Genomic DNA, 16,753 nt, shown 5'->3' with positions numbered 1-16,753 from the left:
TACCTTTGGGTATCCGGCACCGGCCCGATCCATTTTTCCGGCGTCATGCGACCGTGTGCGACCGATCGCCACACGGCGCGACGCAGCGTAACAGCAGGAGCCGCAATGAAAGAGAAAACCAGTGAAGGCGTCCGCCTTGATAAATGGCTGTGGGCCGCGCGCTTCTATAAAACCCGCGCGCTGGCTCGCGACATGATTGAAGGCGGCAAAGTGCATTACAACGGCCAGCGCAGCAAACCGGGCAAAGTGGTCGAACTGCAGGCCGAACTGACGCTGCGTCAGGGCAACGATGAGCGCACGGTGATCATCACCGCCATCGGCGACCAGCGGCGTCCGGCCAGCGAAGCGCAGCAGATGTACGCGGAGACGGCCGCCAGCATCGAAAAGCGCGAAAAGAACGCGCTGGCGCGCAAAATGAATGCCCTGACCATGCCGCATCCCGATCGTCGCCCGGATAAAAAAGAGCGCCGCGATCTGCTGAAATTTAAATTGTCGGGCGATGAATAACTCGCGCCCCCACGAGAGAAACCTTATGTCTGTTCAAGATCAACTGCATCGTTACCTGTTTGAAAACGTCGCCGTGCGCGGCGAGCTGGTCAACGCATCTCAAACCTGGCGCGACATCGTGCAGAACCACGACTACGCCGAGCCGGTCAAAACCCTGCTGGGCGAACTGCTGGTCGCCACCAGCCTGCTCACCGCTACGCTGAAATTTGACGGCGACATCACCGTGCAGCTGCAGGGCGATGGCCCGCTGAGCATGGCGGTGATCAACGGAAATAACCGCCAGGAGCTGCGCGGCGTGGCGCGGCTGAAAGAGGATGCGGAGATTGCCGCCGGCAGCAGCCTGAAGCAGATGGTGGGTAACGGCTATCTGGTGATCACCATTTCGCCTGAGAAAGGCGAGCGCTATCAGGGCGTGGTCGGCCTGGAAGCCGATACGCTGGCGGGCTGTCTGGAAGATTACTTCATGCGTTCCGAGCAGCTGCCAACCCGCCTGTTCATTCGCACCAGCGAGAAAGGCGCAGCCGGTATTCTGCTGCAGGTGCTGCCCGCGCAGGAGCCCAACCTGGATGACTTTAACCATCTGGCCACGTTAACCGAAACCGTGAAGAGCGAAGAGCTGATTGAGCTGCCCGCTACTGACGTACTGTGGCGTCTCTATCATCAGGAAGAAGCCACGGTTTACGATCCGGCGCCGGTCAGCTTTAAATGCACCTGCTCGCGCGAACGCTGCGGTGAAGTGCTGAAAACGCTGCCGCCAGAGGAAGTGGATGAGATTCTGGTCGAAGACGGCAAAATTGATATGCACTGCGACTACTGCGGCACGCACTATGTGTACGACGCCGTGGATATCGCTGCTATTCGTAACGCTCCCTCCGGCAATAGCGATCAACTGCATTAATCAGCAAACGGGCGGTGACGCCGCCCGTATTTTCCGCCGGCGTAGCGCTATGATTTTTCACGGAAATTAACTAATTTACGCTAACTTTAGTTTCATAAGTGGCAGATTTCTCTACTTGTCACGTTCCAGCTCGCATTTTTAACTCTCTTCACTTTTCCACCTCGCTCAGACGTGTACACTGCGCGCGATCTGCCCTGTGCGGCTATGCGCAGCAGGACGCAGAAACCCTCATAAAAAATGCCATGAAGTACCGATTTAAGGAGCAGTCACATGCGCGTTAACGGCCTGACATCGCAAGACCTCGAAACGCTCGGAATTAGCGGCACCACCGAGGTGGTGTACAACCCTGATTACGCCACGTTATTTCAGGAAGAAACCCGCCCGGAGCTGGAAGGTTACGCGCGCGGCACCCTGACGCAGAGCGGTGCCATTGCCGTGGATACCGGCATCTTCACCGGACGTTCGCCGAAAGATAAATACATCGTGCGGGATGACACCACGCGTGACACGCTGTGGTGGAACGATGTTGGCAACGGCAAGAACGACAACCAGCCGCTGTCACAGGAAACCTGGCAGGCGCTGAAAGATCGCTGCACGCAACAGCTTTCCGGCAAGCGTCTGTTTGTGATTGACGCCTTCTGCGGCGCCAACCCGGACACCCGCCTCAGCGTGCGTTTCGTGATGGAAGTGGCGTGGCAGGCGCATTTCGTCAAAAACATGTTTATCCGTCCGACTGAGGCCGAACTGGCTGAGTTTACGCCGGATTTCGTGGTGATGAACGCAGCGCAGTGCACCAATCCGGACTGGCAGGCGCAGGGGCTGCATTCCGAGAATTTTGTCGCCTTTAACCTGACCGAACGCATGCAGCTGATCGGCGGTACCTGGTACGGCGGCGAGATGAAAAAAGGCCTGTTCGCCATCATGAACTATCTGTTGCCGCTGAAGGGTATCGCCTCGATGCACTGCTCGGCCAACGTCGGCAAAGCGGGCGACGTGGCGGTGTTCTTTGGCCTGTCCGGTACCGGTAAAACCACCCTCTCTACCGATCCGGATCGTCAGCTGATCGGCGACGATGAGCACGGCTGGGACGACGACGGCGTCTTTAACTTCGAAGGCGGCTGCTACGCCAAAACCATCAATCTGTCAGAGCAGGCCGAGCCGGAGATTTACCGCGCGATTCGCCGCGATGCGCTGCTGGAGAACGTGGTGGTGCGCGCCGACGGCACGGTCGATTACGCCGACGCCAGCAAGACGGAAAACACCCGCGTGTCTTACCCGATCGAGCACATCGAAAACATCGTGCAGCCGGTATCGAAAGCCGGCCACGCGAAGAAGGTCATCTTCCTGACCGCCGATGCCTTTGGCGTACTGCCACCGGTTTCGCGTCTGACGCCGGAGCAAACCCAGTACCACTTCCTGTCCGGCTTTACCGCCAAGCTGGCTGGCACCGAGCGCGGTGTGACGCAGCCCACCCCAACCTTCTCCGCCTGTTTTGGCGCGGCGTTCCTGACGCTGCATCCAACGCAGTACTCGGATGTGCTGGTGAAACGTATGCAGGCGTCCGGCGCGCAGGCCTATCTGGTGAATACCGGCTGGAACGGCAGCGGCAAGCGCATTTCGCTGAAAGACACGCGCGCTATCATCAACGCGATTCTGGCCGGTGAGCTGGATGAAGCGGAGACCGTGACGCTGCCGGTGTTCAATCTGCAGGTGCCCACCACGCTGGCACAGGTGGACGATGCCATTCTCGATCCGCGCCGCAGCTGGCCTGACGCCGCCGCCTGGCAGCAGGCTGCCGAAGCGCTGGCGCAGCGCTTTATCACCAATTTCGAGAAGTACACCGATAACGATGCCGGTAAGGCGCTGGTGCAGGCCGGCCCGCAGCTGTGAGGTAACCTGGCCGCCACAACGGCGGCTTAGCGATGGCACATTTCGTCGCGGCGCGATTTATCGCGTATGCCTGCAGCGGTAATATCGCTGATGGATGCGCAATAGATTGCGCCGCGACGGTTGGTGCGGAAATTTAACTAACGTTACTGCTTACTGCCGTCGTGGCGCTGTTTTCCGGAATCGGTAACCACGCACGGATACGTAATCCGCCGCGTTCACTGTCGCCAATCTCCAGCGATCCGTCATGCGCATCGATAATACGCTGCACAATCGCCAGGCCCAGGCCGGTGCCGCTGGTGCTGCGCGCGCTGTCGCCGCGTACAAACGGCTGGAACAGATGCTGTAACTGATCCGGCTTAATGCCCGGACCATCATCCTCCACCTGGAACCACGCGCGATTCAATTCCTGACCGCTGCTGACCTTGATCCAGCCGTTCCCGTAGCGCGCCGCGTTAACCACCAGATTCGCCACCGCGCGTTTAATCGACAGCGGGTTAATATCCAGCATCAGCTCCGCGTCCATCACCGCATTCTCAATCTCGCGCTCATAGCCGCTCTCCGCCGCCACCACTTCGCCCAGCACGCTATTCAGATCGGCGCGCTCGGTTTGCATCTCCTGCCCGGTGCGCAGGTAATCGATGAACTGCTCGATGATGGCGTTACACTCTTCGATATCTTTGTTGATCGACTCGGCCAGGTAGCCATCTTCCTCGCCCATCATCTCGGTGGCGAGACGGATGCGCGTCAGCGGCGTGCGTAAATCATGGCTGACGCCGGCCATCAGCAGCGTACGGTCATCGGCCAGCTGCTTCACGCCCGCCGCCATCTGGTTGAAGGCACGCGTCACCGAACGCACTTCCGAAGCACCGTATTCGCGCAGCGGTGGCGGAATAATGCCTTTCCCCACCTGCAACGCAGCGTGTTCGAGATCGACTAAGGGTCGGTTTTGTATACGGATAAACAGCCAGGCGCCGCCAATCGCCAGCAGCATAATCGCCAGGGTATAGCGGAACAGCGGTGAGAAGTCGCCCTGATGGATTTCGGTCAGCGGTACGCGCACCCAGATATCCGGCGACAGCCAGGTTTTCAGCCAGACCACCGGCGAGTTTTTGTTAACCTCAACCCGCACGTCGGTCGGCCCGCCCAGCTGCTGCGCCATCTGTTCACTGAGGAATTCATAATGCTGCGCCCAGCGCAGCCCGCTCTCTTCCGCCGCCGCGTTGGTGTACAACGAGATGCCCAGTTCACGATAAATTTCGCGCCGGAAGGCCGGCGGCACTTCCAGCTGCGTACCATCTTCCAGCTGCAGCCGATCGGTCATCAGCATACGCACTTCGTAGGCGAGGACTTTGTTGAACTGCTGCAGGCTGGGAAGAATGGCAAAATTGAGCACCACCAGGTAGGTCGTTACCAGGCTGACGAACAGCAAGGTAACGATCAACAACAGGGTGCGGGCAAACGAACTGCGGGGTGAGAAGCGCAATCGCCTCATGCTTTACTGCCGTCCGGAACGAACACGTAGCCAAGGCCCCAGACGGTCTGGATGTAGCGCGGATGCGCCGGATCTTCTTCGACCATGCGGCGCAGACGAGAGATCTGCACGTCGATAGAACGCTCCATCGCACTGTACTCACGCCCGCGCGCCAGGTTCATCAGCTTATCGCGCGACAGCGGCTCACGCGGATGGCTCACCAGCGCTTTCAGCACGGCAAACTCTCCGCTGGTCAGCGGCATCGGCTCATCTTCACGGAACATTTCGCGCGTGCCGAGGTTAAGTTTGAACTTACCGAAGGCGATGACCGCTTCTTCCTGCGACGGCGCGCCCGGCAGCTCATTGGCCTGACGACGCAGCACGGCACGAATTCGCGCCAGCAGCTCACGCGGGTTGAACGGTTTTGGAATGTAGTCATCGGCGCCGATTTCCAGCCCCACGATACGATCGACCTCTTCACCTTTCGCGGTGACCATAATGATCGGCATCGGGTTACTCTGGCTACGCAGACGACGGCAAATTGACAGGCCATCTTCGCCCGGCAGCATTAAATCCAGCACCATTAAATGGAATGATTCGCGGGTCAGCAGACGATCCATCTGCTCGGCGTTGGCGACGCTGCGCACCTGAAAGCCCTGTTCGGTGAGATAGCGTTCGAGCAGTGCGCGCAGACGCATATCATCATCGACGACCAGAATTTTGTAGTTCTCTTGCATGTTCAACTCCCAAAGGCGCCATTGCCTGAGCCGATATTGTGTAAAAAAGATGCCTGTCTGTGACAGTCATTAATGGTTTATATTCTAGCCGAAATTGTTACAAAGCATATTAAACAGCAGCTTATCTTTAATTTTAACCGCGAACTGCGGCTCCGCTCGCGCTTTTCTGACTGATTTTGACGCCGTTTAGCGCTTGTCTGAAAATCAGCGCCGTTTTCTGCCGGCGAGTGGTCCAGCCGGGCCGTCCCGCTTCCGCCGTCAGGCAGGGCGCGCCATTTGGCTTAAGTTTCGCCTGCAGGATAAGCCAGCGGCCGCGCTCAGTAGCATAAAATATCGCGTTTTCACCGCTGACTGCGTATCCGCGCTAGGAACAGTGCCAGTGCGCGCGCAAAATAAGGCCAGCGTTAAATAAAGTGATTTAAATCAGTCAGTAAACTCCCCTTTCCTCTGCGCAAATGATCTCCGACACTGCATCGGTACCTGCTTACTGAGTTCATGTGGAGAAGAAAGATGAAAAAAACCGTTGTTCTGCTGAGCGCTCTGGTACTCACCAGCCTCACACAGGTTCAGGCCGCTACGCCAGCGGGCGAAGCCGCCGGCGCACAGGCGTCGACCACGGCCAAAGGTAATTCCGATGCTATCGGCATCGGTGCGGTGGGAGCCCTGCTCGGCGTCGCGCTGGCCACCATGGGCGGCGGCGATCACGGCGGTAGCAGCACCTCAACGACCACGGCGACCACGCCGGGCAAATAACGCTTATCTGGCGCGGCAAGGCTGCGGCGCTTCCCCCTCTTATACTGCCAGCCCTTTCGCCAGCGGAGAATAAGTTGCGCCCCGGCTTGTTTCACCAGGCCATTACTCTCCGCCTCTTTTTTCCTCACTTTCCGTGACGTACTCAATGCGGTTCACAAACCACACCTTCTGTCCTTCCGGCGTGTTTACCGTCACCTCGTCATCCACCTCTTTTTTGATCAGCGCGCGCGCCATCGGCGAGTCGATGGAGATGTACTCTTTCACCGTATCGCCATAGATCTCGTCCGGTCCGACGATGCGAAAACGCTTCACGTCGCCCTGCTCATTCTCCACTTCCACCCAGGCACCGAAGAACACTTTGCCCTCCTGCTGCGGCGCATAATCAACAATTTTCAGCTCGGCGAGGCATTTACGCAGATAGCGCACGCGGCGATCGATCTGGCGCAGCAGGCGCTTGTTATAGGTGTAATCGGCGTTTTCAGAGCGATCCCCCAGGCTGGCAGCCCAGGAGACAATGCGGGTGATTTCCGGCCGCTTCTCATTCCACAGATGGTCGTGCTCAGCACGCAGCTTGTTATAGCCTTCGCGGGTAATCAGTTGGGTTTTCATCGCTTCACTCGTGGTTACAGCCCTGTTCACTGCACAGAGGCTATCACAAAGCATTACCTGCCCGGACAGCCACCCAGCGTCTTTTTCATCAGGCGCACATAATCGGCGACCAGGCCGGGTGTCCAGGTCATGATTTCTGCCCGTTCGCGCAGCACGCAGGCGCCCCAGAATGCCGGCTGCAGCAGCAGCGCAAACACCTGCTGCAGCCGCTGGCCGTAATAGCCTTCAAACGCCACGTCCAGCGCATCCACCACGGTGGTCGAACAGTTTTTTGCCGTCAGATTATACAGGCTGTCACCACGGTTGGCCTGCCAGTAGCTGGCGAGCGCCTGTCCGTTGTAGTGCTGAAAACTGAAGGTTAAATCCGGGCTGCGCCAGTCGGCAATCTCTGCCGCCAGCGAGGGGAGAAAACGGCCGGGACGATCGTTAATCTGTCCGGCCAGCAGCAGACGCGGCAGCTCGTGCGGTTGCGGATCGATCTCCTGCTGCGGATAAAGGCTGATGTAGCCGCGCTCGCCAAAGCTCAGTGCCGCGTGGCCGGTACAAAAGTGCCCTTCACCGTTAATCACGCCGATGTAACGGTCAATCACATAGCGCTTCGGCTGTTGACTGGCTTCAGACTGCGCCTGCCAGACGTGGACACAGAGAGGAAATGCCGCGGCGACCGGCGGAAAGCGGGCCTGCTGCCACGGCCGGAGCCGCGCGATATGACGATGGCCGCGACAAAACCACGGCAGCAGCGTAACGGACTGACCCGCCGGCAGGCGCTGCCACTGGCGCCAGACGCGCCACACCGTCAGGCTGAACGACAGCAGCAACAGTACCAGCCAGCTGCCCAGCAACACGCAGGTATGCAGGTTGTCATTGAAAAACAGCACCACGCTGAGCACCATCTCGCCGCAGCCCAGCATAAAATGTCGCACCCAGCGCTGGCGCTGAATCAGCGCCGCGCTCAGGCAGCGAAACAGGCCGTTAAACAACAGGCAGATTTCCATCACCGTCAGCAGCAGTTTCTTCAGTTGCCTTTCATCACCGTGCCACAGCGCGCCGGCCAGCAGCGTGCCGACAAAAATCAGGGAAAACAGCAGATTGAGCCAGCGCTGCAGCGACACCTCGCCGCTCAGCAGGTTAAACAGCAGCGACAGCGACAGTAAGAGTGCCAGCACCTGTAGCGACAGATTGATATGCCCATCGACCAGCACGTCCGCCACGATCATGCCGGCCAGCAGCACGCCGCACAGCGCCAGGCCATAAATCAGCAGACGATAACGCACCAGCAGCTCGCGTCCGGCCAGCAGCAGCAGTAATTTGATCATTGCTTCACCCTCCTTCCGTGGTTTGCCACGGATTATAGGGCAGAGGCGGGGCGAGCCTGGCAGCAACCGGCACGCCATTGCGCTGGGGTTTAACACATAGGTGGCTAAGTTTCTCTGAGTTGCGCGCTGCATTCAGAAAAAGACGGATTCACCGGTCAGCGGCTGGCAATTTGCGGCCTCAGTCCGTATAACTGTCCCCTATTTCTAACCCTGTGTAAGCAAGACCGTTACTGATGATGAAAGATTCGCTGAGCCAGATTATCGCAGGTGAGCTGAAGGCACGCGCCGACCAGGTTGACGCCGCCATTCGCTTGCTGGATGAAGGGAACACCGTGCCGTTTATCGCACGTTACCGTAAGGAAGTGACCGGCGGGCTGGATGATACCCAGCTGCGTACGCTGGAGAGCCGTCTCGGCTATCTGCGTGAGCTGGAGGAACGCCGCCAGTCGATTCTGAAATCCATTGATGACCAGGGCAAACTGACGCCGGAATTAGCCACTGCCATCAACGGCACGCTGAACAAAACCGAGCTGGAAGATCTCTATCTGCCTTATAAGCAGAAGCGCCGCACGCGCGGGCAGATCGCTATCGAAGCCGGGCTGGAACCGCTGGCAGAGACGCTGTGGAACGATGCGTCTCAGGACCCCGAGCAGCTGGCAGCGCGTTATGTCGACGCGGACAAAGGCGTCGCCGATGTGCGTGCCGCGCTGGATGGCGCACGCTATATCCTGATGGAGCGCTTCGCCGAAGACGCCACGCTGCTGGCGAAAGTACGTGAATACCTGTGGAAGAACGCCCATCTGGTTGCGCGCGTGGTGGAAGGCAAAGAGGAAGAAGGCGCTAAATTCCGCGACTACTTCGATCACCACGAAGCGCTGAGCAGCGTGCCGTCGCACCGCGCGCTGGCCATGTTCCGTGGCCGTAACGAAGGCATTTTACAGCTGTCGCTCAACGCTGATCCGCAGTTTGATGAAGCACCGCGCGAAAGCTACGGTGAAACGCTGATCGCCGACCACCTTGGCCTGCGCCTGAACAACGCACCGGCCGACAGCTGGCGCAAAGCCGTGGTCAGCTGGACCTGGCGCATCAAGGTCCTGCTGCACCTCGAAACCGAATTGATGGGCACCATCCGCGAACGGGCGGAAGACGAAGCGATCAACGTGTTTGCCCGTAATCTGCACGATCTGCTGATGGCGGCTCCCGCCGGCATGCGCGCCACCATGGGTCTCGATCCTGGCCTGCGCACCGGGGTCAAAGTGGCGGTGGTCGATGCCACCGGCAAGCTGGTCGCGACCGATACCATCTATCCGCATACCGGCCAGGCGGCCAAAGCCGCAACCTCGGTGGCGGCACTGTGCGCGAAACATCAGGTTGAACTGGTGGCGATCGGCAACGGCACCGCTTCACGTGAAACCGAGCGTTTCTTCCTCGACGTACAGAAGCAGTTCCCGCAAATCAAAGCGCAAAAAGTGATTGTCAGTGAGGCCGGAGCATCGGTCTATTCCGCTTCCGAACTGGCGGCGCAGGAGTTCCCCGATCTCGACGTTTCGCTGCGCGGTGCGGTGTCTATCGCCCGTCGTCTGCAGGATCCGCTGGCAGAGCTGGTCAAAATTGACCCGAAATCGATTGGCGTTGGCCAGTATCAGCACGATGTCAGCCAGAGCCAGCTGGCGAAAAAACTCGATGCGGTGGTGGAAGATTGTGTGAACGCCGTTGGCGTCGATCTGAATACCGCTTCGGTGGCGCTGCTGACGCGCGTCGCCGGCCTGACGCGCATGATGGCGCAGAACATAGTCAGCTGGCGTGACGAAAACGGCCGTTTCCAGAACCGCCAGCAACTGCTGAAGGTGAGCCGCCTTGGGCCGAAAGCCTTTGAACAGTGCGCCGGCTTCCTGCGCATCAACCACGGCGATAATCCGCTGGATGCCTCAACGGTGCATCCGGAAGCCTATCCGCTGGTAGAGCGCATTCTCGCCGCTACGGAACAGGCGCTGAATGAACTGATGGGCAATCCGGGTAGCCTGCGCGACCTGAATGCGCGCGACTTCACCGATGAGCGTTTCGGGCTGCCGACCGTCACCGATATCATCAAAGAGCTGGAGAAACCGGGCCGCGATCCGCGTCCGGAGTTCAAAACCGCGCAGTTTGCCGAAGGCGTGGAGACGCTCAACGACCTGCTGCCGGGCATGGTGCTGGAAGGTGCGGTGACCAACGTGACCAACTTCGGCGCGTTCGTCGATATCGGCGTGCATCAGGACGGCCTGGTGCACATCTCTTCGCTGTCGGACAAATTCGTAGACGATCCGCATCAGGTGGTGAAAGCCGGCGATATCGTCAAAGTGAAGGTGATGGAAGTCGATCTGCAGCGTAAGCGTATCGCGCTGACCATGCGTCTGGATGAGCAGCCGGGTGAGAGCAACGCGCGCAGCGGCGGCAACCGTGGCGCAGGCAAAGAGGCCGCGCGGCCGGCCGCCGGTGCCAAAGGCCGCGGCAAACCTGCCAGCGCCAGCGTCGGTAACAGTGCGATGGGCGATGCGCTGGCGGCCGCGTTTGGGAAGAAACGCTAAGCGGCGCGCGAGTACAGGAGGTTGATAAATTGTCCTGGCGGACTACGCTGAAAAAACCGTGTGAAAAAATGACCTTCCGCGTAACCCGGCGATCCGATGGACATTATCAACTTCCTGCTCGATGAGATTTATGAAGGTAGCTTCCCCGTCGCGGCGCGCGAGCGCCTGCTTTCGCACATCCGCGCGGCGCGCGACACGGTAAAGCTGCCGCGTAAAGCGCACTGGGATGAAAAAGACGTGGTGCTGATCAGTTACGCCGACCAGTTCCGCGAACCCGAGCAGCCCACGCTCGCCAGCTTTACGCGCTTTTATCAGCAGCATCTGCAGTCTACCTTCAGCCTGGTGCATCTGCTGCCATTTTTCCCCTACTCGTCCGACGATGGCTTCTCGGTTATCGATTACCACAAAGTGAACCCGATTTGCGGTGACTGGCAGCACATCACGGCGCTGCACAGCGAAACCCGGCTGATGTTCGATTTCGTCTGTAACCACATGTCGGCGCACAGCGCGTGGTTTCGCCACTTTCTGGCGCAGGATGCCGGCTGGGACGACTTCTTTATCAGCATGCCGCCCGCCACCGATCTCAGTGCCGTGACGCGCCCGCGCACCTCACCGCTGCTGACGCCGTTTACCCTCGCTAACGGCGACACGCGCTTTATCTGGACCACCTTCAGCGCCGACCAAATCGATCTCAACTTCGCCAATCCGCAGGTGCTGATCCGCATGGTGGGTGTGCTGCTGGATTATCTCAACAAAGGCGCGGATTACGTGCGGCTGGACGCGGTGGGCTACATGTGGAAAACGCCGGGCACACGCTGTATCCATCTGACCAAAACCCATCAGCTGGTGAAGCTGTTTCGCGCCATCGCCAACGAAGTCGCGCCAGGTACGGTGATCGTGACCGAAACCAACGTGCCGCATCAGGATAACATCAGCTATTTCGGCAACGGCCACGACGAAGCGCAGATGGTTTACCAGTTTTCGCTGCCACCGCTGGTGCTGCACGCCATTCACTCCGGCTCGGCGCGCGCGCTGCGCCAGTGGGCCAGCACGCTTGAGCCCGGTGATGGCGGCACCACCTTCTTCAATTTTCTCGCCTCGCACGACGGCATTGGCCTCAATCCGGCACGCGGAATTTTGTCGGAAGTCGAGATTGTGGCGCTGGTGCGTGAACTGGCGCTGGAGGGCGCGCTGGTCTCTTATAAAAACAACCCGGACGGCAGCACCAGCCCGTATGAAATCAACGTAACGTATCTGGATGCGCTCAATCACCAGACCGACGATGACGACACGCGCCTGCGTCGCTTCCTGCTGGCGCACGCGATTCTGCTGGCCTTTCCCGGCGTGCCCGCCATCTATATTCAAAGTATTCTCGGCTCGCGCAATGACAACGAGGGCGTGCGCGCTGCCGGGCACAACCGCGCCATCAACCGTGAGAAGTACAGCCTGCGCGATATCGAACAGCAAATCAGCGGCGGCAACCCGCTGCGTCAGCAGGTGTTTGAGCGGCTTAGCGCGCTGATTCAGCTGCGCACCCGGCAGCCGGCGTTCCATCCGGACAATCCAATGACGCTGCTGGAGAGCGACAACGCGGTGCTGCTGCTGCGCCGTCACGCCGCGGACAGCGACGAAGGGTTACTGTGCGTGTTCAATCTCAGCAGCCGCGAGATCAGCACCACGCTGCCGCAGGCGCGCCCTTTTCAGGATGTGATCAGCGGGCAGCGCGTGGATGGCAGCCAGCCGCTGGTGCTGGCCGCCTGGCAGTTTATGTGGCTGCGTGGATGAACTGCTGCACCTGCTGGCAGAACGCCTCCGGGTGCGAAATAAACGGCGCGTGCGCGGCCTTCGCGATGACAACCGACTGCGAATGCGGCCAGCGCGCATCCAGCTGCGGCGCAATGCGGCGCGGCACCAGGCCATCCAGCGCGCCATAAATACGCAGGAAGGGCAGCGTCAGCCCATCCAGTGCGCTGCGCAAATCATCGTGGCGCAGAATGTTCAATCCCCCTTCCAGTACCGCCACCGACGGCATTGGCTGCGACAGCACCACCTCTTTCAGCTGGCGCGCATCCTGACGCGCATTTTCTGTCCCCATGGTTTGCAGCGCGAGAAAACGCTCCACCGTGCGTTGGAAATCGCTGCTCAATTGCTGCTGGAACGTCGCCAGCGTCTCAGGCTGAATGCCGGGCCATTCATCCCGGGCGGTAAAGCACGGCGACGACGCCACGCTAATCAATGCCGCCACGCGATCGGGCTGGCTCAGCGCCAGCTGGCTGGCCACTAAGCCGCCCAGCGACCAGCCGAGCAGCACGGCGCGCGCTGGCAACTGCGGTAATAGCTGCTGCGCCATCTGCGCCAGGCTCAGCGGCCCAAATCCCTGGCTGCGGCCAAATCCCGGCAGGTCCACCAGGTGCAGACGAAAATGCGGGCTGAGTCGCGGAACAATGTGTTGCCACACTTCGGCGTTCAGTCCCCAGCCGTGCAGCAGCACAAGATCGCGATCGCCTGTGCCTGTGGTGTGCCAGTAAAGCGAACTCATCGGTTACACTCCCGAAAAGTGAAAAGGAGGTCGCTATGCTAGCAATCCCGGCCCTGTGTTGGCTATGCCGTCTGCCGCTGCGGATCGCCCGGCACGGCCTGTGCAGCGTATGTCTGCGTCAGCTACCGGCGCTGCCGGCGCTCTGTCCCTGCTGCGGACTGCCGGCCAGCGGCGATCAGCCGTGCGGACGCTGTCTGCGCCGGCCGCCGCCGTGGCACGCTCTCACTTGCGTGAGTGATTATGTGCCGCCGCTGAGCGAATGGGTGCAGCAGCTCAAATTCTCGCGCGCAACCGCACTCAGGGTGATGCTGGCGCGGCTGCTTTTGTTAAAATTATTAACAAAGCGCCGCCAGCAGCCGTTGCCGCGTATCGATCTGGTGCTGAGCGTGCCGCTGCATCGCCGCCGCGCCTGGCAGCGCGGTTATAATCAGGCCGCGCTGCTGGCTAAACCGCTGGCGCGCTGGCTCGGCTGTGAATACCGCGAAGGGCTGCGCCGGGTGCGTCACGGTGCGGTGCAGCATGCGCTCAGCGCCCGCGCCCGGAAAAGCAATCTGCGTGGAGCGTTTCGCCTTGAAATGGCGGTGCGCGGACGCCACATCCTGCTTATCGATGATGTGGTGACCACCGGCAGCACGGTGGGAGAAATCAGCCGCTTATTACTGGCGCAGGGCGCGGCCAGCGTACACATAGGATGCCTGTGCCGTACCTTGTAGAGCGTCGGCGTTGGGCGTATTATAACCAGGTATTTTAGTCAACTATTGAGCAATCGCCATGATCCGTATTACTGATACTGCGCAAGAGCACTTCGCAAAACTGCTGTCAAAACAGGAAGATGGCACCCAGATTCGCGTATTCGTTATTAACCCGGGTACGCCAACCGCCGAGTGCGGCGTCTCCTACTGCCCGCCGGACGCGGTTGAAGCCACCGATACCGAACTGAAGTTCGACAAGCTGTCTGCGTATGTCGATGAGCTGAGCGCGCCGTACCTCGAAGATGCGGAAATCGACTTCGTGACCGATAACCTCGGCTCACAGCTCACGCTGAAAGCGCCGAACGCTAAGATGCGTAAAGTGTCGGACGATGCGCCGATGGTTGAGCGCGTGGAGTATCTGCTGCAGGCGCAGATCAACCCGCAGCTGGCCAGCCACGGCGGTCGCGTCTCGCTGATGGAGATCACCGACGAAGGCTACGCCATTCTGCAGTTCGGCGGCGGCTGTAACGGTTGCTCGATGATTGACGTGACGCTGAAAGACGGCATCGAGAAAGAGCTGCTGGCCGCCTTCCCGGAACTGAAAGGCGTGCGCGATCTCACCGAGCATCAGCGCGGCGAGCACTCCTACTACTGATAGAAGATGCGGCAGCCACCCCGGCTGCCGCGTGTTTTACGGCTTCTTACGCCCTTCATTGACGATCGCCAGCAGCTGCTGCACTTTCCGGTAACTAAACAACTTCTCCAATGGTACGCGCAGTTTGCGCCGCCAGTTGGGGTATTCGGCTACCGTGCCCGGCACGTTGACCGGCGTCTCCATTCCCAGCCAGTCCTCCGGCTGCAGCCCCAGCAGGGCGCTGTCGGTGTACGCCAGAAAGCGGTGCACGCCCTGATTCAGCGCAGGCGTCAGACGCTGGCCGGCGCGGTTTTTGCTGCGCGCATCAATGGCTTGCGCCTCGCTCATCGCCTTCAGCAGCGCTTTTCTCTGCCCATCGCGTTCGGCGATGGCCGCCTTCAGCATGCTGCGTTTAGTAAACAGCCCCAGCTGCTCGCGCAACTGCAGATCGGCGGCATGCCAGAATCCGCTCAGCGTCGGCAAATCATGGGTACTGGCGCTGGCAATCGACTGGCGCGGATAGGCTGCCGGTGGCCGGAACTGCCCGCCCTCCCCGCACTCGAACATCAGCACCTTCCACGAAAAAATGCCGCGGTCGCGCAGCAGGCTGACGATCTCCTGCGGCACGGTGCCGAGATCTTCACCGATCACCATGCAGCGCTGACGCTGACTCTCCAGCGCAAGGATCGCCAGCAGGTCGTGCACCGGATAGGCGACATACGCGCCTTTATCGGCACTTTCGCCATAGGGAATCCACCACAAACGCAGTAGCGCCATAACGTGATCGATGCGCAGCGCCCCGCAATCGCGCATATTGGCGCGCAGCAGATCGATAAACGGCTGATAGCCCCGCGCGCGCAGTACATGTGGATCGAGCGGCGGCAGCGCCCAGTTCTGCCCGAGCGGGCCAAGCGGATCCGGCGGTGCGCCCACCGACGCGCCCAGCTTATACAGCTGCGGATCCTGCCAGGTTTCCGCGCTGTGCTGTGCTACGCCAACCGCCAAATCGCGATATAACCCGACCGCCATCCCCAGCTGCTGGCTACGCTGCCAGCAGGCGGCGAACTGCTGCTGCGCCAGCCACTGCAGCCAGCTCCAGAACAGAATGTCGTCCTCGTGCTGTGCGCACCACTGCTGCACCTCTGGCTGCTGCGCCTGCTGCCAGCCTGACGGCCACTTTTCCCAGCCCCACTCGTCGGGATGCTGCTGACTGCGCGCTGCCACGATGGCGTCAAATGCCGCCTGATAGCGCAGCGCATCGCCGCCTTCCGCAAGAAATTGCTGAAACGCCGGCTGCTGTGTCAGCTGCGGCTGCGCGTGCTGCCAGGCAAAACGCAGCGCAGTCAGCTTGAGCGTCGTCACCGCGCGGTAATCGACAAACGCTTCGCTGCGCGCCTGTTTTAGCGCTTTGCGCGTTGGCGCGCTGTGCCACCAGCGCTGGGCGGCGTCACTGTGGGTGAATTCGTCGATTTGATTGATGTCGATGTACAGCACGTTGAGCCAGCGGCGCGAGCTCGGGCTGTACGGGCTGACGTGATCCGGCTGCGCCGGATAGAGCGCATGCAGCGGGTTGAGACCGATGAAATCGCCGCCGTGAGCGGCGACCTGCTCCAGCATCTGCATCAGATCGCCAAAGTCGCCGATGCCCCAGTTACGCGCCGAGCGCAGCGTATAGAGCTGCACCAGCGCGCCCCAGCGCTTCTCCCCCTGCGCCAGCGCCGGCGGCAGATAACAGCGCGCCGGTGCGATGATAATGCGCGTTTGCCACTGCTGGCGTGAAGTGCTCAGGGTGAGCTGATGGTAGCCCTCGGGTAGTTCTGCCGGCAGCGCCAGGCTTTCTCCCGCGCTCAGCGTGCCGTCATAGTGCTGCCCCTGCTCGCTCACCAGCTGCCAGCGGTAGTCGTCGCTGCCCTGCGGCGTCAGTTCAGGCTGCCCGGGCGGCGTGAACACCAGCACCGGCGGCAGCGGTGGCGCGTTGCCCGTCGGGGCGTCCATCAGCGCCAGCAGCGCGCGTTTGGTGTCGTCGCTGATGGTCTGTGACTCACCTTTATTGTTGATAAAACTCAGTGCGATACCGGCATCCCGTGCAGCCTGATCCAGTTTCTTCATGGCCATGTTGTCTCCTTCGTTGCCGTGCGCA

Annotated in this window: 14 protein-coding genes; 8 read left to right on the top strand and 6 right to left on the bottom strand. The window is 60.3% G+C overall.

Annotation, left to right across the window (positions count from 1 at the left end; genetic code table 11):
• Nucleotides 1-105 precede the first annotated feature (105 nt).
• The 3 genes from hslR (at nt 106) to pckA (ending at nt 3,295) form a co-directional block, all read left to right on the top strand.
• On the top strand, nt 106-507 hold the full coding sequence (hslR, locus tag C1N60_RS01250; protein ID WP_021507413.1) for a ribosome-associated heat shock protein Hsp15: 402 nt from the start codon (nt 106-108) through the stop codon (nt 505-507).
• Nucleotides 508-532: 25 nt separating this feature from the next.
• Nucleotides 533-1,405, top strand: coding sequence for an Hsp33 family molecular chaperone HslO (gene hslO / locus C1N60_RS01245; RefSeq protein ID WP_021507412.1), 873 nt, complete (start codon nt 533-535; stop codon nt 1,403-1,405).
• 270 nt (nt 1,406-1,675) lie between these two features.
• A complete protein-coding gene (pckA, locus tag C1N60_RS01240) occupies nt 1,676-3,295 on the top strand; it encodes a phosphoenolpyruvate carboxykinase (ATP) (protein ID WP_021507411.1) in 1,620 nt (539 codons plus the stop codon).
• A 133-nt stretch (nt 3,296-3,428) separates the two neighbouring features.
• Here the strand turns inward: pckA and envZ are convergent, their stop codons facing one another.
• Together envZ and ompR are read right to left on the bottom strand one after the other, a co-directional pair.
• Nucleotides 3,429-4,787: a two-component system sensor histidine kinase EnvZ gene (gene envZ, locus C1N60_RS01235; RefSeq protein ID WP_031279686.1), complete on the bottom strand. Its 1,359-nt coding sequence runs from the start codon at nt 4,785-4,787 to the stop codon at nt 3,429-3,431.
• Entirely contained in the window at nt 4,784-5,503 is a 720-nt protein-coding gene (gene ompR / locus C1N60_RS01230; protein WP_001157751.1) for an osmolarity response regulator transcription factor OmpR, read from the bottom strand. Before ompR ends, envZ begins: the two co-directional genes overlap by 4 nt.
• 510 nt (nt 5,504-6,013) lie before the next feature.
• Here ompR and yjbE point away from each other — a divergent pair.
• Complete coding sequence (gene yjbE, locus C1N60_RS01225) at nt 6,014-6,256, top strand: exopolysaccharide production protein YjbE (RefSeq protein WP_021507409.1); 243 nt, start codon at nt 6,014-6,016, stop codon at nt 6,254-6,256.
• Between the two features lie 102 nt (nt 6,257-6,358).
• On the opposite strand, the gene greB is transcribed toward yjbE, so the two are convergent.
• Together greB and C1N60_RS01215 are read right to left on the bottom strand one after the other, a co-directional pair.
• Entirely contained in the window at nt 6,359-6,865 is a 507-nt protein-coding gene (greB, locus tag C1N60_RS01220; protein WP_021507408.1) for a transcription elongation factor GreB, read from the bottom strand.
• 53 nt (nt 6,866-6,918) lie between these two features.
• Entirely contained in the window at nt 6,919-8,181 is a 1,263-nt protein-coding gene (locus tag C1N60_RS01215) for a hypothetical protein (protein ID WP_211724957.1), read from the bottom strand.
• 236 nt (nt 8,182-8,417) lie between these two features.
• On the opposite strand from C1N60_RS01215, the gene C1N60_RS01210 reads away from it, so the two are divergent.
• Nucleotides 8,418-10,748, top strand: coding sequence for a Tex family protein (locus C1N60_RS01210; protein ID WP_132466631.1), 2,331 nt, complete (start codon nt 8,418-8,420; stop codon nt 10,746-10,748).
• Between the two features lie 96 nt (nt 10,749-10,844).
• Nucleotides 10,845-12,533, top strand: a complete 1,689-nt coding sequence (locus C1N60_RS01205) for an alpha-amylase family glycosyl hydrolase (protein WP_152390370.1) — start codon at nt 10,845-10,847, stop codon at nt 12,531-12,533.
• Here C1N60_RS01205 and bioH read toward each other — a convergent pair.
• The gene (gene bioH, locus C1N60_RS01200; protein ID WP_021507404.1) at nt 12,514-13,287 is read right to left on the bottom strand and encodes a pimeloyl-ACP methyl ester esterase BioH; all 774 of its coding nucleotides are present in this window, start codon (nt 13,285-13,287) and stop codon (nt 12,514-12,516) included. The two genes, C1N60_RS01205 and bioH, sit on opposite strands and share 20 nt — an antisense overlap.
• Before the next feature lie 35 nt (nt 13,288-13,322).
• Here bioH and gntX point away from each other — a divergent pair, with 35 nt between their 5' ends.
• Nucleotides 13,323-14,000: a DNA utilization protein GntX gene (gntX, locus tag C1N60_RS01195; protein WP_059011196.1), complete on the top strand. Its 678-nt coding sequence runs from the start codon at nt 13,323-13,325 to the stop codon at nt 13,998-14,000.
• 58 nt (nt 14,001-14,058) lie between these two features.
• Entirely contained in the window at nt 14,059-14,634 is a 576-nt protein-coding gene (nfuA, locus tag C1N60_RS01190; protein ID WP_021507402.1) for a Fe-S biogenesis protein NfuA, read from the top strand.
• 36 nt (nt 14,635-14,670) lie between these two features.
• Here the strand turns inward: nfuA and malQ are convergent, their stop codons facing one another.
• Nucleotides 14,671-16,728 (bottom strand): 4-alpha-glucanotransferase, encoded by a 2,058-nt coding sequence (gene malQ, locus C1N60_RS01185; protein ID WP_394521298.1) that lies wholly within the window; start codon nt 16,726-16,728, stop codon nt 14,671-14,673.
• Nucleotides 16,729-16,753: the final 25 nt, after the last annotated feature.

Source organism: Pantoea sp. SGAir0184, from assembly GCF_043544755.1.
This window is presented reverse-complemented; position numbering and strand designations above follow the sequence as displayed.